Origin of the sequence: Caballeronia sp. BR00000012568055, assembly GCF_029439455.1 — a bacterium.
Classification (GTDB): domain Bacteria; phylum Pseudomonadota; class Gammaproteobacteria; order Burkholderiales; family Burkholderiaceae; genus Caballeronia.
Genome location: NZ_JAQFVG010000325.1, coordinates 1 through 23,871, shown reverse-complemented (window position 1 = coordinate 23,871; position 23,871 = coordinate 1). Strand labels below are relative to the sequence as shown.

Annotated in this window: 22 protein-coding genes, 1 rRNA gene and 1 pseudogene; 12 read left to right on the top strand and 12 right to left on the bottom strand. The window is 60.7% G+C overall.

Annotated features, from left to right (window positions below; all coding sequences use genetic code 11):
• On the bottom strand, positions 1-1,001 hold a 1,001-nt coding region (locus P7F28_RS27625), incomplete at its 3' end, for a molybdopterin-dependent oxidoreductase (protein ID WP_277188031.1).
• Positions 1,002-1,226: 225 nt separating this feature from the next.
• Between P7F28_RS27625 and P7F28_RS27620 the strand changes: the two genes are divergently transcribed.
• From P7F28_RS27620 to P7F28_RS27610, 3 genes are all read left to right on the top strand, one after another.
• A complete protein-coding gene (locus P7F28_RS27620; protein ID WP_277188030.1) occupies positions 1,227-2,540 on the top strand; it encodes a YihY/virulence factor BrkB family protein in 1,314 nt (437 codons plus the stop codon).
• 284 nt (positions 2,541-2,824) lie between these two features.
• Positions 2,825-3,982: a porin gene (locus tag P7F28_RS27615; RefSeq protein ID WP_277188029.1), complete on the top strand. Its 1,158-nt coding sequence runs from the start codon at positions 2,825-2,827 to the stop codon at positions 3,980-3,982.
• A 218-nt stretch (positions 3,983-4,200) separates the two neighbouring features.
• Entirely contained in the window at positions 4,201-5,088 is an 888-nt protein-coding gene (locus P7F28_RS27610; protein ID WP_277188028.1) for a glycerophosphodiester phosphodiesterase family protein, read from the top strand.
• A 4-nt stretch (positions 5,089-5,092) separates the two neighbouring features.
• On the opposite strand, the gene P7F28_RS27605 is transcribed toward P7F28_RS27610, so the two are convergent.
• The gene (locus P7F28_RS27605) at positions 5,093-5,962 is read right to left on the bottom strand and encodes a proteasome-type protease (RefSeq protein ID WP_277188027.1); all 870 of its coding nucleotides are present in this window, start codon (positions 5,960-5,962) and stop codon (positions 5,093-5,095) included.
• A 162-nt stretch (positions 5,963-6,124) separates the two neighbouring features.
• Between P7F28_RS27605 and P7F28_RS27600 the strand changes: the two genes are divergently transcribed.
• Entirely contained in the window at positions 6,125-7,678 is a 1,554-nt protein-coding gene (locus P7F28_RS27600; protein ID WP_277188026.1) for an exonuclease domain-containing protein, read from the top strand.
• Here the strand turns inward: P7F28_RS27600 and P7F28_RS27595 are convergent.
• Complete coding sequence (locus tag P7F28_RS27595; RefSeq protein WP_277188025.1) at positions 7,675-8,406, bottom strand: SDR family oxidoreductase; 732 nt, start codon at positions 8,404-8,406, stop codon at positions 7,675-7,677. The two genes, P7F28_RS27600 and P7F28_RS27595, sit on opposite strands and share 4 nt — an antisense overlap.
• Before the next feature lie 134 nt (positions 8,407-8,540).
• Here P7F28_RS27595 and P7F28_RS27590 point away from each other — a divergent pair, with 134 nt between their 5' ends.
• Positions 8,541-9,434: a LysR family transcriptional regulator gene (locus P7F28_RS27590; protein ID WP_277188024.1), complete on the top strand. Its 894-nt coding sequence runs from the start codon at positions 8,541-8,543 to the stop codon at positions 9,432-9,434.
• A gap of 135 nt (positions 9,435-9,569) precedes the next feature.
• Here P7F28_RS27590 and P7F28_RS27585 read toward each other — a convergent pair whose 3' ends face one another.
• The 3 genes from P7F28_RS27585 to P7F28_RS27575 form a co-directional block, all read right to left on the bottom strand.
• On the bottom strand, positions 9,570-10,043 hold the full coding sequence (locus P7F28_RS27585) for an HU family DNA-binding protein (protein ID WP_277188032.1): 474 nt from the start codon (positions 10,041-10,043) through the stop codon (positions 9,570-9,572).
• 254 nt (positions 10,044-10,297) lie between these two features.
• On the bottom strand, positions 10,298-11,023 hold the full coding sequence (locus P7F28_RS27580; RefSeq protein ID WP_277188023.1) for an endonuclease/exonuclease/phosphatase family protein: 726 nt from the start codon (positions 11,021-11,023) through the stop codon (positions 10,298-10,300).
• Positions 11,020-13,302 carry a VTT domain-containing protein gene (locus P7F28_RS27575; protein WP_277188022.1) on the bottom strand — a complete coding sequence of 761 codons (2,283 nt, stop codon included), beginning with the start codon at positions 13,300-13,302 and terminating at the stop codon, positions 11,020-11,022. Before P7F28_RS27575 ends, P7F28_RS27580 begins: the two co-directional genes overlap by 4 nt.
• Before the next feature lie 91 nt (positions 13,303-13,393).
• On the opposite strand from P7F28_RS27575, the gene clcA reads away from it, so the two are divergent.
• From clcA to P7F28_RS27550, 5 genes are all read left to right on the top strand, one after another.
• Positions 13,394-14,719, top strand: coding sequence for a H(+)/Cl(-) exchange transporter ClcA (clcA, locus tag P7F28_RS27570; RefSeq protein ID WP_277188021.1), 1,326 nt, complete (start codon positions 13,394-13,396; stop codon positions 14,717-14,719).
• Between the two features lie 80 nt (positions 14,720-14,799).
• The gene (locus P7F28_RS27565; RefSeq protein ID WP_277188020.1) at positions 14,800-15,837 is read left to right on the top strand and encodes an aldo/keto reductase; all 1,038 of its coding nucleotides are present in this window, start codon (positions 14,800-14,802) and stop codon (positions 15,835-15,837) included.
• 107 nt (positions 15,838-15,944) lie between these two features.
• Positions 15,945-16,559, top strand: coding sequence for a LysE family translocator (locus tag P7F28_RS27560; protein WP_277188019.1), 615 nt, complete (start codon positions 15,945-15,947; stop codon positions 16,557-16,559).
• 191 nt (positions 16,560-16,750) lie between these two features.
• Positions 16,751-16,921, top strand: a complete 171-nt coding sequence (locus P7F28_RS27555) for a hypothetical protein (RefSeq protein ID WP_277188018.1) — start codon at positions 16,751-16,753, stop codon at positions 16,919-16,921.
• Between the two features lie 197 nt (positions 16,922-17,118).
• Positions 17,119-17,280 (top strand): DUF1328 domain-containing protein, encoded by a 162-nt coding sequence (locus tag P7F28_RS27550; protein WP_277188017.1) that lies wholly within the window; start codon positions 17,119-17,121, stop codon positions 17,278-17,280.
• An 86-nt stretch (positions 17,281-17,366) separates the two neighbouring features.
• Here the strand turns inward: P7F28_RS27550 and P7F28_RS27545 are convergent.
• Positions 17,367-18,470 (bottom strand): annotated as a pseudogene (locus P7F28_RS27545) (MBL fold metallo-hydrolase).
• Here P7F28_RS27545 and P7F28_RS27540 point away from each other — a divergent pair.
• A complete protein-coding gene (locus tag P7F28_RS27540; RefSeq protein ID WP_277188016.1) occupies positions 18,469-18,669 on the top strand; it encodes a hypothetical protein in 201 nt (66 codons plus the stop codon). The pseudogene P7F28_RS27545 and the gene P7F28_RS27540 sit on opposite strands and share 2 nt — an antisense overlap.
• Before the next feature lie 7 nt (positions 18,670-18,676).
• Positions 18,677-19,117 carry a hypothetical protein gene (locus tag P7F28_RS27535; RefSeq protein WP_277188015.1) on the top strand — a complete coding sequence of 147 codons (441 nt, stop codon included), beginning with the start codon at positions 18,677-18,679 and terminating at the stop codon, positions 19,115-19,117.
• A gap of 8 nt (positions 19,118-19,125) precedes the next feature.
• Here the strand turns inward: P7F28_RS27535 and P7F28_RS27530 are convergent, their stop codons facing one another.
• From P7F28_RS27530 to rrf, 5 genes are all read right to left on the bottom strand, one after another.
• Entirely contained in the window at positions 19,126-19,893 is a 768-nt protein-coding gene (locus P7F28_RS27530; RefSeq protein WP_277188014.1) for an SDR family NAD(P)-dependent oxidoreductase, read from the bottom strand.
• A gap of 10 nt (positions 19,894-19,903) precedes the next feature.
• The gene (locus tag P7F28_RS27525) at positions 19,904-21,688 is read right to left on the bottom strand and encodes an IlvD/Edd family dehydratase (RefSeq protein WP_277188013.1); all 1,785 of its coding nucleotides are present in this window, start codon (positions 21,686-21,688) and stop codon (positions 19,904-19,906) included.
• A 96-nt stretch (positions 21,689-21,784) separates the two neighbouring features.
• Complete coding sequence (locus P7F28_RS27520) at positions 21,785-22,825, bottom strand: LacI family DNA-binding transcriptional regulator (RefSeq protein ID WP_277188012.1); 1,041 nt, start codon at positions 22,823-22,825, stop codon at positions 21,785-21,787.
• Between the two features lie 3 nt (positions 22,826-22,828).
• Complete coding sequence (locus P7F28_RS27515; RefSeq protein ID WP_277188011.1) at positions 22,829-23,479, bottom strand: hypothetical protein; 651 nt, start codon at positions 23,477-23,479, stop codon at positions 22,829-22,831.
• A gap of 152 nt (positions 23,480-23,631) precedes the next feature.
• Positions 23,632-23,745: ribosomal RNA gene (gene rrf / locus P7F28_RS27510) — 5S ribosomal RNA — on the bottom strand.
• Positions 23,746-23,871: the final 126 nt, after the last annotated feature.

The following is a 23,871-nucleotide window of genomic DNA, read 5'->3' as shown; positions in this document are numbered from 1 at the left end:
TACTTGCGATGCGCTTCGTCATAGCCTGAAAACAGGCCGTTATCGAACTTGAAGTCCTCGCGCACGATGAACGACATGTCCGTGTAGTTCTTCACGTACTCGTGCTGAATCTTGTCGTTCGTCAGCAGGTAATTGATGATGCCGCCCAGAAAGGCGATATCCGTTCCGGTGCGAATCGGCGCATAGAAGTCCGCGACCGATGCCGTGCGCGTAAAGCGCGGATCGACCACGATCAGGCGCGTTTTGCGGTGCGCTTTCGCCTCGGTCACCCACTTGAAACCGCACGGGTGCGCCTCGGCTGCATTGCCGCCCATCACCAGAATCACGTCCGCGTTCTTGATGTCGACCCAATGGTTCGTCATCGCTCCACGGCCAAACGTCGGGGCAAGACCTGCCACCGTCGGGCCATGTCAGACACGGGCTTGATTATCGAAAGCGAGCATGCCAAGACTGCGGACAGTCTTGTGCGTCAAATAACCGACTTCATTACTGCCAGCCGAGGCCGCGAGGAAGCCGGTGGTCAGCCAGCGATTGACCGTCTTGCCATCCGGCGTCTTCTCGACGAAATTCGCGTCGCGGTCCTGCTTCATCAATTCAGCGATCCGATCGAGCGCGTCATCCCAGGAGATGCGTTTCCACTCGTCCGATCCCGGCGCGCGATATTCCGGATGCATCAACCGGTTCGGGCTGTGAATGAAGTCGATCAGCGATGCACCCTTCGGGCACAGCGTGCCGCGATTGACAGGATGATCGGGATCGCCTTCGATATGAATGATGCTGGCTTTGGCGTTCTTCGCGTTGTCGCCCAGTCCGTACATCAAAATTCCGCAGCCAACGGAACAGTACGGGCAGGTGTTACGCGTTTCGGTGGTACGCGACAGTTTGTATTGCCGGACTTCGGCAAGCGCGGGTGCCGGGGAGAAGCCCAGAACAGCCAGGCTCGATCCGGCGAGCGTGCTCGCGGAGACCTTGAGAAACTGTCGCCGTGACATTTGCAACATGGTTGCCTCGGCGCGTTGTGGTGTGGGGTATTTGAAAAGTATATGGCGGTCGTCGCAAGCTCGTATGACTACGCGAGATGGGACTTGCACCGATGCGGGCGGAAAGCGCCCCACATCGCGCCGATGATAGCAATCATCGGAATTTAGCGCTTGCTGATACGGAGCGCACTCAGGCATGGAACGCGACGTGCTTCACCAAGCCGTAAAAACGCATTGAGGGCGATCATGAGTTCCGTATCGACGCAGAAAATCGAAGCCGCGATGAAGAAAGACGCGTCGTGGATAATGGGCGCGCTCAAAAAGTTTTCAGAGGACCGCTGCGCCGCGATGGCCGCGAGCATCGCGTTCTACTCGGCGTTTTCGCTCGCGCCGACGCTCGTCATGGTGATCGCCGTCGCTGGCTGGGTGTTCGGGCCGGAAGCAGCGCGCGGTCAGCTTTTCCATCAGGTCAACGGGCTGCTCGGCGATCAGGCGGCGTCGGGCGTGCAGAGCATCGTCGAAAACGCGCATCGGAGCGGCGGGACGGGGATCGCGGCGATCATCTCGTTCGTGCTGCTGGCGGTAGGCGCGTCGGCGACGTTTTCATCGTTGAATACGGCGCTGAATCTCGTCTGGCCGCTCACCGGCGATCAGCGCAGCAGCATCATGACGATGGTGCGCGTGCGGCTCGTTTCCTTCGGGCTGGTGCTGGGCGTGGCGTTTCTGCTGATCGTCTCCCTCGTGCTCGATACCGCGCTGCAAGCGGCCGGCATGTGGCTGTTCGGGAATTCGCCATTCGTGATCATCGGCGATGTGGTGCAGCTGGCGGCGGGCATCGTCATTTTGACGGTCGCGTTCGGCGCGCTGCTCAAGTTTCTGCCCGATGCGCCCGTGGAATGGCGCGATGCGCTGGTTGGCGGCATCGTCGCGGCGCTGCTGTTTTCGGCGGGGAAGAAGCTGTTCGCCGTCTATTTGACGCACGCGGGCACGGCGAGCGCGTTCGGTGCGGCGGGATCGCTGGCGGTGCTGCTGATGTGGCTGTACTTCTCCGCCGCCGTGTTGCTGCTCGGCGCGGAGTTTTCGGCAGCGCGCGCACGTCTGCACGATCCGCGCGGCGCGTGGGGCATGCAGAACAACGGCCGCGTGCCGCCCGGAAGCCGCGCCAAGATCGGCTCGATGCTGGCGGCATCGACCCGTGCGTCTGCGCCCTTGCAAGTCGCGGCGGCGAATGTTGCGCCCGGATCGCCTGCCAGCGCGCGCCCGGTCGATTCCGCGACGCGCCGTTCTATCGGTGCACGCGCTCAGCATGCGCAACAATTGACTGGCGAGGCGCGCAAGAAGGTATCGGCGGTGAGCAAGGCTTTGGAGATATCGCGCAAGATCGCGCGCGCCGAAGCAGCCGCCACGCGCACCACCGCCAAAGCCGTGATCGGCGCGGGCCGCAAAGCCTCCGACGCCAACGCGATGGTGCGCCGCCATCCGTGGCGCGCGGTTTTAATGGCCGCGAGCGCGGGCGTCGCCGTCGCGCTTTTGAGCAAACGAGACGACACGCAGTCGTAGAACCGCCGCTCCGCTTTGATCTCGTTTGTTACTAAATTCGGGGGTAGTCTGCCGCACGGCAGCGAGGTACAGGTTACCGATCATTCATGTGACCGGAACTTTTGAAAGCCCCGCCTGTCATCTCGAATCCCCCTCGCAAGCCCCTTAAAACCTTATATGGCGGGGCTTTTGTCGGACTGTGTGTTTTTCGAGACAGTCTATTTTTTTCAGTTCTTAAGTTCTGAAACGTTGCGTTATTCTCTGCGCCGGCAACAACGATTTTAAACATTCGCGTGGAGAATTCGATGAAACGAATCGCAATGACGTCCCTCTCGCTGGCCCTGCTCGGCGCAGCTGGCGCGGCACAAGCACAAACGAGCGTGACGTTGTATGGCGTGATCGATACCGGTCTTGCTTACGTGAGCAACGCCAATCAAAACGGCGATCACCTGTTCGGCATGGTCAACGGTACGCTGTCCGGTCCGCGTTGGGGCTTGAAAGGCCAGGAAGACCTGGGCGGCGGCCTGAAGGCGATCTTCCAATTGGAAAACGGCTTCGATCCGGGCACGGGTCGTCTGAACCAGGGTGGCCGCGAATTCGGTCGTCAGGCGTTCGTCGGTTTGAGCGGCGCTCAGTGGGGTACGGTGACGTTGGGTCGCCAGTACGATCCGTCGGTTGACATGGTTCAGGGTCTGACGGGCGACAACTACTGGGGCGCAGCGTTCGCAACCCCGGGTGACGTCGATAACTACGACAACAGCCTGCGCGTGAACAACGCAGTCAAGTACGTGTCGCCGGTGTTCTCGGGCTTCCAGTTCGAAGGTATCTACGGCTTCTCGAACCTGGCAGGCCAGACCGGTCAAGGCCAGACCTGGGGCGGCGCAGCAACCTACGGCAACGGTCCGTTCTCGGTTGCAGCCAGCTACTTGTACGTGAACAACCCGAGCGCGAACCGCGCGACCGGCTGGAACAGCCCGTCGTCGGACTCGCTGTTCAACACGGTCATCAACCAGGGCTACTCGACGGCGCACGCAGTCGGCATCGCTCGCGGCGCTGGTCAATACGTGTTCGGCCCGTTCACGGTCGGCGCATCGTACAGCTTCGCGCAGTACAAGAACGACGGCAACTCGCTGTTCAAGGAACAAGAGAAGTTCAACGTCGGCAACGGCTTCGTGAACTTCCAGCTGACGCCGGCTACGCTGCTGGGCCTGGGCTACACGTACACGCACGCAAGCGGCGATACGTCGGCCACGTACCATCAGGTTTCGCTGGGCGCGGACTACTCGCTGTCGAAGCGCACGGACGTCTACGCGGTTGGTGCTTACCAGCACGCAAGCGGCACGCAGCGCAATGCAGACGGCGTGACGACGTCGGACGCGCAAGCTTCGGTGACCGACTACGGCTTCGCTGGTGGCCGCAACCACCAGGAACTCGTGCTGATCGGCCTGCGCCACAAGTTCTAATAAAAATCGAATGGCGTGGCACGCGAGTGCCGCGTCTGACGACAAGAGAAGTTGCAGTTGAACAGCCATCGGTTCGCCGATGGCTGTTTTTTCTTGTGCGCGCGTTTTGCGGTGAGCATCGAACGTCATGATTTGTCGATTTCAACCGGACGCGCGGTGTGTTTGTATGCGTTGAACGCAGAATCCTAGGGTCAATCAAGTCCTGAGAGATTCGAACGATGCACGCAGCCCGGAGCTTCACCCTCGCCATTCTGCTGCTCTTGAGCGGATGCGCGCCTTCGCTGCCGCTGATCATCGCGCATCGCGCGGGAACGGTGGATTATCCCGAGAACACGGTTCTCGCCATCCGGAACGCGCTGGCCAATCACGCCGATGCCATCTGGCTGACCGTCCAACTCACGCGTGATGGCGTGCCGGTGCTTTACCGTCCTAACGATTTATCGGCGAATACGAATGGGAAAGGCACGGTCGCGAGTGTTGACTTAGCTGAACTGCAAACGCTGAACGCGGGCTACAACTTCGCCGCCAGCGAAGGCTTTCTTTATCGCACGCAACCGTTACGCATCCCGACGCTGGAAGAAGCCCTGCGCGCGATTCCCCCATCCGTGCCCGTCATGCTCGACATGAAAGCGCTGCCCGCCGAGCCGCAAGCCGCCGCCGTCGCCCGCGTGCTGGACCACGAAAACGCATGGCAACGCGTGCTGATCTATTCGACCGATGCCGCGTATCAACGCGCCTTCGCGCCGTACAAACAAGCGCGTCTGTTCGAATCACGCGATAAAACCCGCGCGCGTCTCGCAGAACTTGCGCTCGCAAACGATTGCACCGATGCGCCGCCCGCCGGCACGTGGGCCGCGTTCGAATATGCGCGAAAAGTGGAGTTGACCGAAACATTCACGCTGGGCGAAGCGCGCTCGCCTGTGACCGCGAAGTTATGGACGCCCGCGTCGGTGGCGTGCTTTCGTGAGCACGGCGCGGTGCATATCGTTGCGATCGGGGTGAATGACGAGGCGGATTATCGTGCCGCCGCGCAGCTTGGAATCGACGCCGTATTGGCCGATTCCCCGCGACGGATGTCAGCCATCCGGGCGAATCTAAAGCATTGAAGCGTTAAAGCTCCGGCGCGTTGCCGTTCGGATTCATGTTTTCGGCAAGCGTCTGCGCGGGCGCATCCGATGTCGAAGGAAGATCACCGATTACCAATCGCGGCACCGCTGCCCGCGCCTCACGCGGACGATGCGGCACATCGGCCGATTCGGTCCACGACGGATTCGGAATCTCGCCGAAAATCTGCCGCAAGCGCTCGCCCCATGTGCGATGGATCATCTGGTAATACGCGCTGTCGTTATCGAGCGTGGCGAAACGTGTGACGCGCAGCGCGTCCTTTTCATACACCAGCAGATCGAGCGGCAAACCGACCGAAAGATTCGAGCGCAACGTCGAATCCATCGAAATAAGCGCGCACTTGGCGACTTCATCCAGTGGCGACGACGGCGTAATCACGCGATCGATAATCGGCTTGCCGTACTTCGATTCGCCAATCTGAAAATACGGCGAAACACGCGTCGATTCGATGAAATTGCCCGCTGCATAAACCATGAACAGACGCGGCGGCTGGCCTTCGATCTGACCGCCGAGAATAAAGCTGCAATTGAAATCGACGCTGAACTCCGCGAGCGACAGCGCATCGCGCCGATGCACCTCGCGCACCGCATCACCAACGACGCGCGCCGCTTCCGCCATTGTCGCGACGTTGTAGAGCGTGGGCGCGCCCGGGTCCGTGGGTTCGGCCAGCAGATGCGTGACGGCCTGCGTCAACGCAAGATTGCCCGCCGCGAGCAGCACAATCACGCGCTCGCCCGGCTGTTCGAAAACAGCCATCTTGCGCGCGGCGCTCACGTGGTCAACGCCGGCGTTGGTGCGCGTATCGGAAAGGAATACGAGTCCCTCGTCCACGCACATACCCACGCAATAAGTCATGTCGATCGTCCTGGTCACTGGCAAAGCCGCGAAAAACGTATTGTACGCACGCATATGCGACGCCGCATTGAATCTGCGCCGCGCTTCTTATTAGCATCACGCGTGTAATCGTTTTAACGGCAGACATTCTTCGCGCTTTAATTGGCGCTAGACTTGTGCGTTATGCACGACTTTGAATCCGATACCCTCGCCGACACGCTGTTAGCCGCTTTGACACGGCCCATCGTTTTCGTCGATCTGGAAACCACCGGCAGCGACGCCACCAGCGACCGCATCACCGAAATCGGCGTGGTGGAAGCAAGCACGTCCGGCATCGAGCGATGGAGCGTATTGGTCGATCCGGGCGTGCCGGTGCCGCCGTTCATCGAACGCCTGACCGGTATCGACGACAACATGTTGCGCGGCCAGCCGACATTTGAATCGCTTGCGCCTGCGCTGGCGGAACGTCTGCAAGGCAAGCTGTTCGTCGCGCATAACGCGCGCTTCGACTACGGCTTTCTGAAGAACGCATTTCGCCGCGCGGGCATCGCGTTTCGGGCGGATACCTTGTGCACGGTGCGGCTGTCGCGTGCGCTGTTTCCATCGGTTGAACGGCATGGACTGGATGCGCTGATCGCGCGTTTCGAGCTCGCACCCGAAGGACGCCACCGCGCCCTCGCCGATGCCGATTTGCTCTGGCAGTTCTGGCAAAAAATCCACGCGCTCTATCCGCAAGATCTCGTCGATGCCGCCATCAAAACGCTGGTGAAACGCGCGAGTTTGCCCGCCGCGCTGCCCGAAGGCACGCTCGAGTCCTTACCATCCACGCCCGGCGTCTACATCTTTCATGGCGACGACGCCGCGCCGCTTTACGTCGGCAAGAGCATCAATCTGAAGCAGCGTGTCGCATCGCATTTTTCGGGCGATCATCGGCTGGCGAAGGATTTGTCGATATCGCAATCGATACGGCGAATCGAGTGCCGCGAAACCGTGGGCGAACTCGGCGCGTTGTTGCTCGAAGCGAAACTCGTGAAGGATTTGCAGCCGACGCACAATCGGCTGCTCAAGCGAGCAAGCGGCGCGTGCGCGTGGCAATGGCTGCCGGGCGCGCCCGCGCCAACGCTTCTGCGCGCCAGCAAATTCGATCTCTCGCGCGAAAGCGATCTTTACGGCGTGTTCGCATCGCGGGCGAAGGCGCTGGGGTTTTTGCGGCATCTCGCGGACGAGCATCAGCTTTGTCATGCGATGCTCGGGATGGAGAAAACATCGCCTTTGCGCGGCTGTTTTGGCTATCAGGTCAAGCGATGCCTCGGCGCATGCGCGCATATCGAACCGATCGCCGAGCATGCGGCGCGCGCGCTCGCGGCACTCGAAACCGCACGCCATGTGCGATGGCCGCACGAAGGCCCGATCGCGATTGCGGAACGCGATACATCGACTGGACGCGAAGCGTGGCATGTGATCGATCGATGGTGTTATATCGGCACGTGCGCGACGCGTGAAGACATCGCGCCGTTGCTCGAATCGTCCATCGAAGCCCGGCCTTTCGATGCCGATGTCTATAGCCTGATCGCGAAGCGGCTTGCATCGATGGAATGGATCGCGTGCGATGCGCGGCCTGCGTTTGATCTGATGCCGCAGGCCGCGTTGCCTTTGGGCATTGTCAAAGCGTTATCACCGAAGCGCGCGCCGTTAAAACGCAAAGCAAGCCGCGATCAACTCGCATTGAGCTTTTAAGCGATGCCGCCGTTTGCGCGCAGAATCTGCCCGTTCACCCACGCCGCATCCGGTCCGACGATAAACGCCACCACGTTTGCGATGTCTTCCGGCTGCCCGAGGCGCTCCAAAGGGGGCATCTTCGCGAAGCCGGCGATCTGCTCATCGGTCTTGCCTTCGAGAAACAGCGCCGTCGCCACCGGCCCCGGCGCGACCGCATTCACGGTGATATGACGCCCGCGCAACTCCTTCGCGAACACATGCGTGAATGATTCAACCGCTGATTTCGTCGCGTTATAAATGGCATAGCCGGGCAGATTCATCGCGAGCGCTGTCGTCGAAAAATTGACGATGCGTCCGCCGTCGTTCATGCGTTTCGCGGCTTCTCGCAGCGTGTTGAAGGTGCCGCGCACGTTGATGCCGAACGTTTGTTCGAAGAGCGCGTCGCTCGTGTCCGCAAGCGGCATGGTCTTCATGATGCCCGCGTTATTGATCAGCGCATCGACACGGCCGAGCTGTGCTTCGACGGTATCGAACATGCGCTTTACATCGTCCGCATTAGAGACGTCTGCTTTCACTGCGATTGCAGATGGCAATTCGGCGGCCAGCGCCTCAGCTTCCTTCGCGCTCGCTGCATAGTTGATCGCGACCGCGAAGCCTTCCTGCGCGAGCCGCCGCGCAATCGCCACGCCAATACCGCGCGATGCGCCCGTCACGATCGCCACACGCTTGTTATCTGTCTGACTCATGATGCCGCTCCTTCAATGTTTGATTCGATGAGCGTCATCATGAATCATTCCGTTTCTGCGATCATCGGGCGCGGCTTAGTATCATCGTTCCAACTGCTTCAACAATCACAACGACATTCCGACACGCCACGATCATGGATCGCTTTCAGGAAATGCAGGTCTTCGTGCGCATTGCAGAGCGCCACAGCTTCACGCAGGCCGCCGACGATTTGCAGATGCCGCGCGCCACCGTCACCAATCTGATGAAGCGCATGGAGGAACGGCTCGGTGCGCGGCTTCTCGAACGCACGACGCGCACCGTGCGTCTCACGCCCGATGGCGAGGAGCACTATCAGCGTTGCGTGCGCCTGATCGCCGATCTCGAAGAAGCCGAAGGTTCGTTCAGGCATGCAGAACCAAAGGGTTTGCTGCGCGTGAATTTGCAAGGCACGTTGGCGCGGCATTTCATCGTGCCGCAATTGCCCGCGTTTCTCGAACGCTATCCGCAGATCGAACTGCATGTCGGCGAGGACGACCGGCTCGTCGATCTCGTGCGTGAAGGCGTGGATTGCGTGCTGCGCGCCGGTACGTTGCAAGATTCGTCGATGATCGGTCGGCGTGTCGCGCTGCTCGAACAAGTGACGGTGGCAAGTCCCGCGTATCTCGCCCGTATGGGCATGCCGGAAGATCTGGATGCGCTTGCTTCGCATCGCGCGGTGAACTATGTATCGAGCGCGACGGGACGTGTGATGCCGCTCGAATTCGCCTCGAACGATGGCGTGCAGTCGATCGAACTGACCGGTTCGATTTCCGTCAGCGGTGTCGAGATTTATACGCAGGCGGCGCTGGCGGGACTCGGCATTGTCCAGGTGCCGCGTTATCGCATTCAGGACGCGCTGGAAGCGGGACAGCTGCAATGCTTGCTCACCGACTTTCCTCCGCCGCCTATGCCCATTTCCGTGCTGTATCCGCACAACCGTCAGCTTTCGGCGCGCGTACGGGTTTTCGCGGATTGGTTGAGCGTGATCTTTAAAGACGCGAACGCTTAGCGCCTGAAATTAAGTATTGGAAAGCAAAAGAGGCCAGCGTCCCTTACTAAACTAAGCGAACTTAGCAAGGGAAACTGACCTCTTTCTTATTCGAGCAACGATCCCCGTTAAGAGATCGACACTACGAAATGACGCTTAAGCTGCTGCGTCCTTCAGCTTCTTCAGCGCACGTGCCTTGATGCGCACGCTTGCCGGCTTGGCCGGGAACCAACGCTCCTGACCCGTGAACGGGTCCTTGCCGAAGCGCTTTTTCTTGGCCGGCACGGCGGTCGCCGAGATCTTCAGAAGGCCCGACAGCGTGAATTCGCCTGCGCCCTTCTTGTGAACCGAACCGAGGATGGTGTCTTCGAGCGCGACCATGACGGCCTTGACGGCCTTCACATCGACAGCGGCACGTTCAGCAAGGTGTGCTGCGAGCGACGCCTTGGTGAACGTGTCCTTGACGGGCGACGAAGCACCAGCAACAGCGGTCTTCTTTGCAGCGACGACACTCTTGGTGGCTACTTTCTTCGCGGCAACCTTCGTTGCTGCTTTCTTGGCAACCGGGGCTTTTGCTGCGGCCTTCTTGGCCGGTGCTTTCTTGGCAGCGGTTTTAGCGGAAGTCGGCATGTTTCTCCTACCTGTGTTGGTCAGTGATAGCTGATGTTGAATACGTTCGCACAGAAGCGTTCGTATCACGCCGGATTCTACATATGCAAAGCGCATTCGTGCGAGTCTTTTTGCGTTTTTATATCGCTTTTATAGGGGTTTTTCGTCGCGCGATGTTAACAAGCAGGCTTTGAGGTGAGCTTGTTCGGGAGACGTATCGATCGAAATAAGCCTTTATACAAGTATCGAAAGCTGTTTTCGATGCTTGATGGATGTCATGCCGCATGCGTGCCGCTGATGCGCGCTATAAGCGGATAGTGATCGGAAGCAAGGCGTGAAAGCGGCGTGCGATGTACCTCGACACGCATCAAGCGCTCGCCCGGATGCACCCAGATACGATCCAGCGCGAACAGCGGATAGCGCGTCGGAAAGGTGCGCAATGCCGTTGCGCGATGAAAATGCGTGACCAGCCGTTTGAGCGTGCGGCCATGAACGAACCACTCGTTCAGATCGCCGAGCAGAATGACGGGAAGCGCGGGGGTGTCGAAAGTCTGCAACACTTGCTGGACCTGCATACGCCGTTCGCTCGATGCAAGACCGAGATGCGTGGCCACCACGCGCCAGGTTTCGCCATTGCAATCGATATCGGCATCGAGTGCGCCGCGCGGTTCGCGGCTCTTGAAAGACAGATCGAGCGTGCGTACCGCGCGCACCGGAAAACGCGTCAGGACCGCGTTGCCATAGCGGCGCGCGGGGGTATCGAGCGTCGGACCGGCCACCGCGTTGAGATTCGTCATGCGTTGCAACACGTCGAGCACGTCGGGCGATGCAGCGCCGCCAAGCGGCACTTCCTGAAGCGCGAAGATATCCGCATCGATTTCGGCGAGCACTTCGCCAATGCGCTCCGGCGCGAACTTGCCGTCGATTCCCACTGCACCATGCAGGTTGTAAGTCGCGATGCGCAGTTCGCCTTCAATGCGTGCATCGTGCATCGAACTCATGAGCGGACCTCGTCGGGTCGGCGTGCATCCGCTTCTTTTGGCATACCGCGTTCATGCAGACGTTGCGCGCGTTCGGCTTCGTCGCTGGCGCGGGGTTTGTCGGCATCGCTCGGGGCGCCTTCGTGTTCGTGCGCCTGCGCTTCGTTTCTGTTGCCGAGAAAGCGCTGCAACAGCAGCGACAAGCCGATCAACACCGCGCCAATGCCGATCAGCACCGCGAACGACCCCGCCGTCGGACGGCGCAACGACGACACCAGTTGATGCGCAAACGCCACAGTCAGAAAGATGCCCGGTCCCATGCCGAGCATCGTGCCGATCATAAAGTCGCGCATGCGAATATGCGATGCACCCGCCACGAGATTGACAATGGCGAACGGTGCGACGGGCAGCAAACGCAACACCACCACCGCGACAATGCCACGCTTCGCCACGCGCTCCGACAAGCGGTTGACGCGCGCGCCCGCAAGTTTGCGCACGGCATCGCGCCCGAGCCAATTGCCGATCATGAAGGTGATCGCCGCCGCGACCGTCGTGCCGATAAACGCATACACACCGCCCCACGCACCGAACACGATGCCCATGGTCGCGATCAGCAAGGTCACCGGCATCGACATCACGGCTGCGGCGACATAGGCGAGCACGATCCACACTGGCGCGAGCGGCAGCGCTTCGATCTGCCGCGCGAACGTCGTCAGCGACTTCACGTTCATATAATCGCCGAGCGGCGTCCAGTGCCACAAAACCGCGAGGCCGACACCCAGCAACGCAAGCACGCCCAGCAGCGCGTATCGTCCGATCAGCGGGCGCGCTTTTTCCGCAGGCACGAACTGATCGACGAGTTCATCGGCGGCAATGGGCGTTTCCGGGTCGATCAGCGCATCGGACGGAATCAGCTGATCCAGTTCCTTCGATACCTGCGGATCGAGATCGACCAGCGTGCGATGCTGCGCGCGATCTTGCTGCAAGGCCTGAATCGCCGCGTTCATGCTGCCGCGCGCATCGCGTTCGCGAACGATGTCGGCAATCTCGCAACCGAGATGCTCCGCAAGCAAGGTATCGCGCATCCTGGCGATCGCGCGGCGAATGCGCGCGTCGGCACCGGCGTCGATCGAGATATTGCATTCGCTGTCGAGCACCATCGAGCGATTGTTCAGATTCGCGGAACCGACGATCAGCAATTCATCATCGACGATCATCAGCTTGCTGTGCACGTTGACGATGGCTTCGCCGAGACCAGGCACTTCGGGACTCAACAGACGATATCGGCCATGACGATCGGAATCTTTAAGCAGTGTATGCAGCCGCGCGCGCAACACGCCCATCGTCACTTCCTGAAGCCAGCCGCTCTGATTACGCGGCACCACGATAGCCAGATCCGGACCGTCCTTGCGCGCCAGCGATTCACTCAGCGCCGCGCCGATCGAACCCGAAGTGAAATACTGATTCTCGATATAGATGCTGCGCCGCGCGCGCGCGATTGCATCGAGATACTGCGTGCGAATCTGCTGCACCCCCTCGCGATTCTCGTAAGCCGGCTCGGTGATGGAGATGGCGATCTCCACGTTGTCCAGATCGACGCCGCGCGACGGCGGCCACGTGTCCTGCGTCAACGCCACGCGATGCGCGCGGATCGCGAGCCGTCTGCCGCATGCGCGCGACCATCGATCGCGCGCGAGCAGGCCGATTTCGCGCGCGGCGTCGCCATCGAACATGGAATGGACATCGTGAAACGGCTGGTAAGGCGTGCCGTTGGCGTCGCGTCTTAGTGGATCGTCGGGCGCGTGTGTCGTGGTGTCCCAGCGCGAACGCGTGAGGTCGAGACCGCCGACAAAGGCGAGTCTGTCATCGATTACGACGAGCTTCTGATGCTGCGAGCCGCCCATCGGATGCTTGCCGTCCATCTGAAATGCGATACGCCGATGCGTGCGCCAGCCCATTTTGTACACCGGCAGCCATTCGCGTTCGAATGCATAAAGCATGGCGAAATCCCACGCGAGAATGTAGATGCGCAGGCGCGGTTTGGCCGCGGCGATCGCGTGCAGAAAGTCGCCGAGTGCGTCGGGCAGACCATCGTCCGAGCCTTCGGGCGTGAGCTTCATGCGGCTGTCGATATCCCAACCAAGAATGAACACCGTGCGTTCCGCACGCGTGATCGCCTCGCGCAACACGCGGAAATAATCGGCGCCGTCGATCAGCAGACTGAAGCGGTCCGCGTGACGCACGCTCGCGCAGTTGCGTCCCGGTTCGAAAAACGCTTGGTTTAGAGGGTTATTGTGCATGGCAGAGTGGCAATCGCATTGGAATGCGTGTTTGCAAGCACCATGCCCGAATCCATTACGATGCTACGTACTGTTCACGGAATGCTCAGCAATGAACAATAAAGCAGACGATGAGCGCGCGGGACTGCTCGCGCTGGCGGCGGCATCGGTGGTGGTCGGCGCGATCACGGGCGCGATCGGCACGCTGTTCCGCTTCTCGCTCGAACGTGCCGACGAATGGCGCAACGCGCTCGTCGCGTGGGGACACGCGGGGCATGCGTATTCGTATGCGTATGCGTTTGTTTTCGTCGTGTTCGGCGCAGCGGCGGTGACGGCATTCGCAGCGTGGCTCGTCGCACGATTCGCGCCCGTCGCGAGCGGCAGCGGCATTCCGCACGTCGAAGCAGTGTTGCGCGGCGACGTGCCGCCCGCTCCGCTCACGCTCATTCCGATCAAGTTCATCGGCGGCGTGCTCGCGATCGGTGCGGGGCTTGCGTTGGGACGCGAAGGACCGACCGTGCAGATGGGCGCATCGATTGCACATGGCGTCGGCGTCATCTTCAAGCGCGAGGCGCGCGACTGGCGTGTGTTGCTTGCGGCCGGCGCGGGCGCGGGCCTCGCGACCGCATTCAATGCGCCGATTGCAGGCGCGGTCTTCGTGCTCGAAGAACTAATGCGCCGTTTCGATACGCGCACCGCCGTCGCCGCGCTCGGCGCATCCGCAGCGGCGATTGCAATGGCGCGTTTGCTGCATGGCGATCTGCCGGATTTTCATCTGCCCGCGCAGCCGTTTCCGGGACTCGAACTCACGGCCGCGCATCTCGTGCTCGGCGCGATTCTTGGCGTATTCGGCGCCGCGTATTGCCGCGCGATTCTCTGGACACTCGATATCGCCGATACATTGCCGCGCCGCGTATCGATCGGATATGCGGTGACACGCGCGGCGGCAATCGGCGCATTGGTCGGCTTGCTCGCGTGGTTCGCACCGACGCTCGCAGGCGGCGGCGATGCGCTTAGCGAACAGGCGCTGCTCGGCGCGGGCAGCATTGCCAGCGTGAGCGCGATCTTCGTGCTGCGCTTCGTGCTCGGTCCGGTTTCCTACGCAGCCGGCACGCCGGGCGGCCTCTTCGCGCCGATGCTCACGCTCGGTGCGCAGATCGGTTTCGTGTTCGGCAGCTTCTGCCTTCACTGGTTCCCCGGCATGATGCCCGCAACGGGCGGTGTCGGCACCTTTGCAGTCGTCGGCATGGCGGCGTTCTTTACCGCTGTGGTGCGCGCGCCGGTGACGGGCATCGTGCTCGTCACGGAAATGACCGCAAGCTTCTCCCTGCTTCTTCCGATGCTCACCGCCTGCTTCACCGCCATGACCGTGCCCATGCTGCTGCGTTGCGCGCCGATCTACGATTCGCTCGGCAAACGCGCATCGCGATCGCGCTGACTCGTTGACACTTGCGCTGCGAATGAAAGTGCATTGCGTTAGTCTCATCGATGATCCTCAACCGCGCAAAAGGACACGCAATGGAATTCCGACATCTGGGCAAATCCGGCTTCAAAGTGCCTGTATTGAGCTTCGGCACCGGCACGTTCGGTGGCAAGGGCGAATTCTTTCAGGCCTGGGGCGAAACCGATGTAAGCGAAGCACGCAGGCTGATCGACATCTGTCTGGAAGCGGGCGTCTCGATGTTCGATACCGCCGATATCTATTCCAAAGGTTCATCGGAATCGATTCTCGGGGAAGCGCTCAAGGGCAAGCGCGATCAGGCCATCATCTCGACCAAGGCCACGTTTCGCTTCGATGATGACGCGCCCAACAGCGTCGGCTCGTCGCGCTTTCATCTCATCGAAGCCGTGAATGCAGCGCTCAAACGCTTGCAGACCGACTATATCGATATCTTCCAGCTCCATAGTTTCGATGCGAAAACGCCGGTGGAAGAGACGCTTTCCACGCTCGACGATTTAGTGCGCGCGGGCAAGATTCGTTACACGGGCGTGTCGAACTTTTCGGGCTGGCACTTGCAGAAATCGCTCGATGTCGCGGAGCGTTATGGCTATCCGCGCTATGTCGCGAATCAGACGTACTACTCGCTGATCGGCCGCGATTACGAGTGGGAATTGATGCCGCTCGGGCTGGACGCGGGGATCGGCGCGATTGTGTGGAGTCCGCTGGGATGGGGGCGGCTGACGGGCAAGATCCGGCGCGGACAGCCGTTGCCCGAATCGAGCCGCTTGCACAAGACGGCGGATTTGGGGCCGCCCGTGCCGGACGACTATCTCTATCGCGTCGTCGATGCGCTCGATGCCGTCGCCGCCGAGACTGGCAAGACCGTGCCGCAGATCGCGCTGAACTGGCTGCTGCAACGTCCGACGGTGGCGACCGTGCTGATCGGCGCGCGGAATGAAGAACAACTGCGGCAGAACCTCGGCGCAGTCGGCTGGACGCTCACGCCCGAACAAATCAAAACACTCGACGATGCCAGTTTGCTGCGGCCCGCGTATCCGTACTGGCATCAGCAAGGGTTCCAGGAACGCAATCCGTTCCCGGCATGGTCTGAATAAGGTCGATGCGACCGTACCGGAATCATGCAAGTCGATTGTATCGGTACTGTACCGCCGCATCGCCGTACACTCGATGCAATCGAATCTGCAATTCCCGGAAACTCGCCATGCCCGATATCCTCGTCCAAGCCCTCCCCGCCGCCGCGCTCTTCGCGATGGTGACGTCCATCACGCCCGGCCCGAACAACACCATGCTGCTCGCCTCGGGCGTGAATTTCGGCCTCAAGCGCACCGTGCCGCATATGCTGGGCATCAGCGTCGGTGTGGCCTTGTTGTCGCTGGCGGTGGGTTTGGGTCTGGCGCAGGCTTTCGAGCGGCTGCCGTGGCTTTATACGGTGCTGGAAACGGCAAGCGTCGTGTATTTGCTTTATCTCGCGTGGAAAATCGGCACGTCGTCGTCCGTTCAGATGCGCCAGGGCGAGCGCCGTCCCATGCGCTTTCACGAAGCCATCGCGTTCCAATGGATCAATCCCAAGGCGTGGATGATGGTGCTCACCGCCGCGACCACGATTCATTTGCACGCAAGTCTTTCGCTCAACGCGGCGCTGATGGCGATGGTCTTTATCGTGATCGGATTGCCGTGCATTGCCGTGTGGGCCGCATTCGGCATGTCGCTGCGCCGCTTCCTCGCCGATCCGCGCTGGCTGCGCGTGTTCAACATCACGATGGCCGTGCTGCTGGTGCTTTCGCTGTATCCGATCGTCGCGCATTTCTTCGCGTGATGGCTTGGCTCCAATTTTTGCTTCTTTGCCGCGCGCGCAGGACGGGCGCATACTGACCCTGCACGCCGGCATATTTCATCCTTAAGCGATTCTTTAAGGCCGACTCATGATCCGGCGTGTACGTGCCTTGCTTGCTCGTTGGTTCGCGTCGATTTTCGGCGCGGCTTTGAAATCCGTTCAAGGAGTACGCCATGTCTGGAGCCAATCGCCCATCCGGTCCCGCCACGCGCAAATCACTCGACCTTGCCGATCAGATCGAGCGCGATGAATGGGAGAACAACCTGCCGGATGCGCTAAACAGTGTCGACGACGAAGACGACGTCGATGACGATTCCGACTCCGATCGCGCGCTAAGCCGTTAGAGTAGACACGGCAGACTGACCCGCAGCACACGACGCCGCAAAGCATTTTTGCGGCGTTTTTGCGTTGTGGGCACAGCGGTTGCTCTTTCGCACGAAGCCGCACTTCTTTGGCGCGGCGCTAATCGATGAGCGATGACGGCGACGGTCTCTGTCGCGCATGCGAATCACCCAATCAACCGACTCTCGCGGGAGGCTTCATGCTTCGTTACGCTGTCATATTCTTCATCATTGCGCTCGTCGCGGCCTTCTTCGGCTTCGGCGGGATCGCAACGGGCGCGGCGGAAATCGCCAAGATTCTGTTCTTTATTTTCATCGTCATTTTCCTGGCGACACTGCTGCTCGGCGTGTTCAGGCGATGACGGTGGCTTAGCCACGAAGTTGGCAGCAAAGCGCGCAAGTCCTGTGGCTTGCGCGTTTTTTCTTCTGCATTGCTTCGGCATCCGGATTATTTTCCGTCGAGACGAATCATCTCGCCGTGTTTGAGCACGATGAAGGCATCGGCGGGAAGGCCGGCTTGGCGTACGGCATCGGCCAACAGACGCGGCGGCTCGTCCAGCGGTTCATCGGCAAGTTCGAACGTGCCCCAGTGAATGCCGATCGCTTTTTTGGCGTGCACGTCTTGAAAAATGCGCACGGCTTCTTAGGGATCGACGTGCTGCGCGTGCATGAACCAGCGTGGCGCATACGCGCCAATTGGGATAAGCGCGAGATCGAAACCGCCGAAGCGCGCGCCGATATCGCGGAAATCGGGCGAATAACCGGTGTCGCCCGCGAAGTAGAACGAATACGGATGCGCCGCGCCCGCAGGCGTTTTCACCACCCAGCCGCCCCACAATGTTTCGGCGCGATCGAACGGCGTGCGCGCCGACCAGTGCTGACTCGGCACGAACCAGATGTCGAGACCGGAGGCGTGGGTTTCATCGCTCCAGTCGAGTTCTTCTACGTTGGTCACGCCGGTTTCGTTCATCCATGCTTTCACGCCGAGCGGCACGAGAAAGCGCGGCGGGCCGCCCGCTTGTGTGTTGAGCGCTTCGATCGTGGGTTTATCGAGGTGATCGTAGTGATTGTGCGAAATCAGCACGACATCGATATGCGGCAATTGATCGAGCGTAAGACCAGGCGGCGTCTTGCGTTTCGGGCCCGCGAACGACAGCGGCGATGCGCGCTCGGAGAAAATCGGATCGCACAGAATATTGACGCCGTTGATCTGCAACAGCGCGCTCGCATGACCGATCCACGTCAGCGTATCCACACGGCGATTCGCCTTCAGCCACGCAACATCCGGATGCGCCATCGGAAAGTCATAGCCATTCGCGGGCGGCTTCGGCAGACCTTGCGTCCAGCGCTCCCATCGCCATTTCCACACGGATTCACGCGGCAGATTGCCGTAGTCGTTCTCGAATTCTCCCGACGACGTGCGCTTTGCATGATGCAAGGGCTGCGGCTCGGAAGGCATCGGCGACTCTTCGCTATGTGCCACGGTGCCGCTTGAACAGCCCGCCAACATGGCAAGTGCGATAAGCGCAGATATCGGACGAAAACGGCGCATGACCCTGAATGTTTTGCTTAGCGAGAAAGTGCATTCGATTGTACGGAATGTAGAAAACACCGTCTTTTTCCGTAAGCGCGCGCTAAGCATCCTTGCATGCCGTGCGCGCTTCTCGCCGTCATATAAGGCGGTGCAGCAAATTTCGGCGCTTAGCAAGGAGTCGGCCCGCTTCTTGCGTAACTACCGCCCGTTGCGCTGAAAGTGCAATGACGAAAATCCAATGGCGGCGCGCGCCCGAAGCAAGAAGGAAGTCGAACGACGACGAGCGCGCAGCACGCCGGCATCATCACCGGGGGTTTCAGATGGCCAGCAGACTCAGAAGTCACGCGGCGCGTGCGTTCAATCCGCAGCTTCACACCATGCACGCGATGCTCGTTTCGCGCAGCGCGTCGCATGTGGCGAGCGCGCTCAGACAAGAGGGACGCGACGAGGCGCTTGCAGAAGGCGTCGCGGACATGATCGCCCATTGCGGGCATGCGGGACTCGGCCTGTTTCTCGCGGCCGTGTGGCACTGGCTCGACGAGCGCGACTATCACGAAGCGGCCGAGGCCGTGCAGCATTACATCGAAACCGGCAGCGTGCCGACCGTCAAGCCGACGCCGCGCGTCACGCGGCGTCGTGATGCGCGTAACGTAACGCCGCGCTAATTCAGGCGTCACGTGCCGAACCAGCCCGCATCGACGAAATATTCGCGTGCGGTGCAGCGCGAGGCGTCATCGGATGCAAGAAACAGCACCATGCGCGCGATATGCTCCGGTTCGATGCGCTCGTGAATGCACTGCTGCGCCACCAGCACAGCCTCGCTTTCAGGCGATTGCCACATCTTCATCTGACGCGGCGTGCGCACCGCGCCGGGAATCACCGTGTTCACGCGGATGCCGTGTTCGCCGAGTTCGCGCGCGAGGCCATGCGTGAGCCCTTCGATTCCCGCTTTCGCCGTCATGTAGATGGTGAGATCCGCGATGGCGAGATGCCATGAAATCGATCCCATATTGACGATCGCGCCCTTGCCCTGCGTGCGCATGCGTTTGGCCGCCGCTTGCGCGCAGAAGAACTGATGCCGCAGATTCACGGCCATGCGATCGTCCCAGTACGCCGCGGTCGCGCTATCCCATTGATGTCGGTCATCGTTCGCGGCGTTGTTCACCAGCACGTCGATACCGCCTGCTGCGCTCGCGATTGCATCGAACGTGCGTTCGATGGCAGCTACATCGCGCAGATCGCAGCGATGAAACACCGGCGCATGACGCTCATTCGCAAGCGTCCGTTCGAGTTGCCGTGAATCGTCCTCGTTCACGTCGATAAAAAACACGCGCGCGCCCTGCTTAACGAAGGCGTCCACGATCGCCGCGCCGATCCCGCTGCCACCGCCCGTCACGATCACGCGTTTGTCCTGCAAACTCGGATAAATTGCGTAGCTCAAGAGTGCTCCCTCAATGCGAATGACGCGGATTGCCGCGCGTTTCGATGACCTTCAGATAGAGCGTCGCCGGCTCCAGACAGCCGCCCGTCGACAACTGTCCCACCGTCTGCCGATACAACTCCTGCCACGGCGTTTGCGCGACCGGCGCGGCAAATGCAGACTCCGCGCGACGGCTTTCGAGTTCGGTTTCATCGAGCAGCACGTTCACGGAACGCGCGTTGAGATCGACGCGAATCTTGTCGTTCGTGCGCAATAACGCGAGTCCACCGCCGACCGCCGCTTCAGGCGACATGTTGAGAATCGACGGACTCGCAGAGGTGCCGCTTTGCCGGCCATCGCCCATGCACGGCAACGAGTCGATGCCGCGTTTGATGAGGTCGGCGGGCGGCGCCATGTTCACCACTTCCGCGCTGCCGGGGTAACCGACCGTGCCGCAACCGCGAATCACCAGAATGCAGTGCTCATCGACTTCCAGCGAGGGATCGTTGATGCGCGCGTGATAATCCTCGGGACCGTCGAAGACGATCGCACGCGCTTCGAAGGTGTTTTCCTTGCCCGACTCGCTCAAATATGTCTTCGTAAAAGCCTCGCCGACCACCGACATCTTCATGATCGCGCTGTCGAAGAAATTGCCCGATAGCACCATAAAGCCCGCGCCGTGTTTCATTGGATCGTTAGTCGTCCGGATGACATCGTTGTCGGCATCGGCTGCGTCGTCTGCAATGTCACCGATGGTGCGGCCGGATACAGTCAGACAATCGCGTTTGATAAGACCTGCATCGCTCAATTGTTTCATCACGGCAGGTACGCCACCCGCGCGATGAAAACTCTCGCCGAGATAATCGCCCGCTGGCATGCAGTTCACGATCAGCGGCACTTTTTCGCCGAAGCGCTGCCAATCGTCCAGACTCAATTCGATGCCAATATGCCGCGCAATCGCAATCAAATGCGGCGGACAATTGGTCGATGCACCCAGCGCCGACGCGACCACGATCGCATTTTCAAAGGCCTCGCGCGTCATAATCTTCGACGGCTTCAGATCGTCGCGCACCATATCGACGATGCGCTTGCCCGTTGCATACGCCATCTGCCCGCGCTCGCGATACGCAGCGGGAATGCTCGCGCAGGTCGGCAGCGACATGCCGAGCGCTTCGGCGAGGCTGTTCATCGACAAGGCGGTGCCCATCGTATTGCAATGCCCGATCGATGGCGATGATGCCGTCGTCAACTCCATGAAGCCTTCGTAATCGATCTTGCCCGCCGCGAGCAGATTGCGCGCGTGCCAGATGACCGTGCCGGAGCCGACGCGCTTGCCTTCGTGCCAGCCATCGAGCATCGGACCGCCGGATAGCACGATCGCGGGCATATCCACCGTGGCTGCGGCCATCAGACAGGCGGGTGTTGTCTTGTCGCAGCCGGTGGTAAGCACCACGCCATCGAGTGGGAAGCCATGCAGAATTTCAACGAGGCCGAGATAAGCGAGGTTTCTATCGAGCGCGGCGGTCGGACGGCGGCTCTGTTCCGCGAGCGGATGCACGGGAAATTCCATCGGAATACCGCCTGCATCGCGAATGCCGGCTTTGGTGCGCTGCGCCAGTTCAATGTGATGACGATTGCACGGCGCGAGATCGCTGCCCGTCTGCGCAATGCCGATGATCGGCCGGCCCGATTGCAATTCCTCGCGCGTGAGGCCGTAATTCATAAAGCGCTCGACATAGAGCGCGGTCATGTCGGCGTGCGAGGGATCGTCGAACCACTCCTGACTGCGCAAGCGGCGCGGTGTGTGTTGGGACATGGTTATCTCTCTCCATTCGGCCTGTGGTTTTTATCGCCGATGCTTATTTTAAGGTTTCGTTACCGGTAACATTCGCCTTCGAAAATAGTAGCATGCTCAGGCGCTTTCACGCGCGAGCACTTCATATGCCACGCGCTTGCGCTTGTTCAACTTCGGTTCGATACCCTGCTCGCGCGCTTCCAATGCTGCCAGCAAGGTTTCGCCGGTGCGCAGGCCGATACCGTAGGCATCGACGGAAACGGTGGTGATCGTGGGCGTGCAGCATGCAGAGACTTCGAAATTGCCGAAGCCTGCAATCGCTATGTCGTCCGGCACCGTCAGGCCGCGCCGGTGGCATTCCATGATTGCGCCGAACGCGGACATGTCGCTTACGCACATCGCGGCTTGCGTGTCGGGCCATGTATCGAGCAAGGCGGCGATGGCGGGGCCGCCGTGACTCATCGTAATCGGCGATTCGCCTAAGCGAATGATGCGCGTATCGTCGAGATCAAGCGCCTTCATCTGCGCGCGAAAGCCCTTGAGACGATCGAGACCGCGCCGATCCAACTCGCTCGCACCGCCAATAAATCCGATGCGCTCATAGCCCTTGTCCGCGAGATAGCGCACCATCTCGCGCGCGGCATTCACGTTGGAAAAGCCGACGGCGGCATCGATCGGATCGGCGGGCGCGTCCCACATTTCGACGACCGGCACGCCGGAGCGACGCAGCAAAGTGCGCGTTGCTTCCGTATGGCGCGATCCCGTCAGCGCAATGCAGCGCGGCTGATGACGCAGCATCGAACGAACCAGGCGCTCCTCGCGGTCGAGGTGATAGTCGGTATCGCCGATCAGCAACTGCAGACCGTGCGGTTCAAGCGATGCCGACAAGCCGCGCACGGTATCGGAAAAATTGGAGCTTGCCAGCGACGGCACCAGCACCGCGACGAACTCCGAGCGTCCCGACGACAATGCGCCCGCCGCGGCATCCGCCACATAGCCGAGTTGGTCGATAGCCTGCTGCACGCGCTCACGCGTGGTAATGGCGACGCTGTGCCCCGCGAGCACGCGCGACACCGTCATCTTCGATACACCCGCGAGTCGCGCCACATCCGACATGCGCGGCGGACTCGTCACGATATCGCTGCCGTTCGCGGACATGCGTCAGTCCACGCGTGCCCAGCCGTCGGGGCGCTGTTCGAGCGTGACATGCAGTTTGGTTTCGCCGGATTCGCGATCCGCGGCGGTGACTTCGGGGAAGGCGCGCTTGATATCGCGATCGTCCATCCACGAGGCGACGTCTTCGAGCTTGTACGTGTACGTCACGTCCGAGCGATGCGCGGTGGGATCGGGTTCGGTCCACGCAGCGACTTTGTCGAGTTTGACGCGCGCATAGCAGAGCATCCAGACGCGGCTGTCGGCAGTGGCGTTGGGGTCGCCCGGCTGGCGCGCGGTTTCGACCGCGTACTTCTGGCCGTTCCCCGTCAAGCTATACGCGATGCCGTTCTGCTTGGCGTTCGCATTCGCGGTCGTTGGTGCTGCGCGCGCGATCAGACCGGCTTTCTCTAGCGCGGCGAGTTGCTCGCGCAGCGCGGCGGCGGAGTATTCGTTGAGATCGCGGTCCGTATACGCGGACGGGAATACATAAGGACCGCGTCCGCTGCGATTCAGACACAGCAAACCGCGGTTGGTTTTCATGTCGGCGGAAATGGCTTCGCCCAGACTGGACTCGCTCGCATCGTTCTTTTTCCCACACGCCCCGACCAGCAGCGAAACACTGATACCGACAGCGGCGATCAACAGGCTCGTTCTCATATGCGCTCCGAAAGGGTCGGCATGATGGGTGCAACCGTGCGATGCCATTCTACCGACAGAATTGTCGGCTTCGATACCCGAGCCAAGTTATAGCGGGTAAACGCAAAAACCCCATCCGTGTGTGGATGGGGTTTTTGTTTGTTGCATGAGGAGCCTGACGATTACCTACTTTCACACGGGAGCTCCGCACTATCATCGGCGTGGAGTCGTTTCACGGTCCTGTTCGGGATGGGAAGGGGTGGGACCGACTCGCTATGGTCATCAGGCATGACTTGTTGTTGTATCGCTTTGGGGCGCTACAACCAATCTGGGAAGAAGTAGTGGGGAGTGACTGTGTGGCACAGTCGATACTCGCCAGTGGTACAAACACACTGGTTATAGGATCAAGCCTT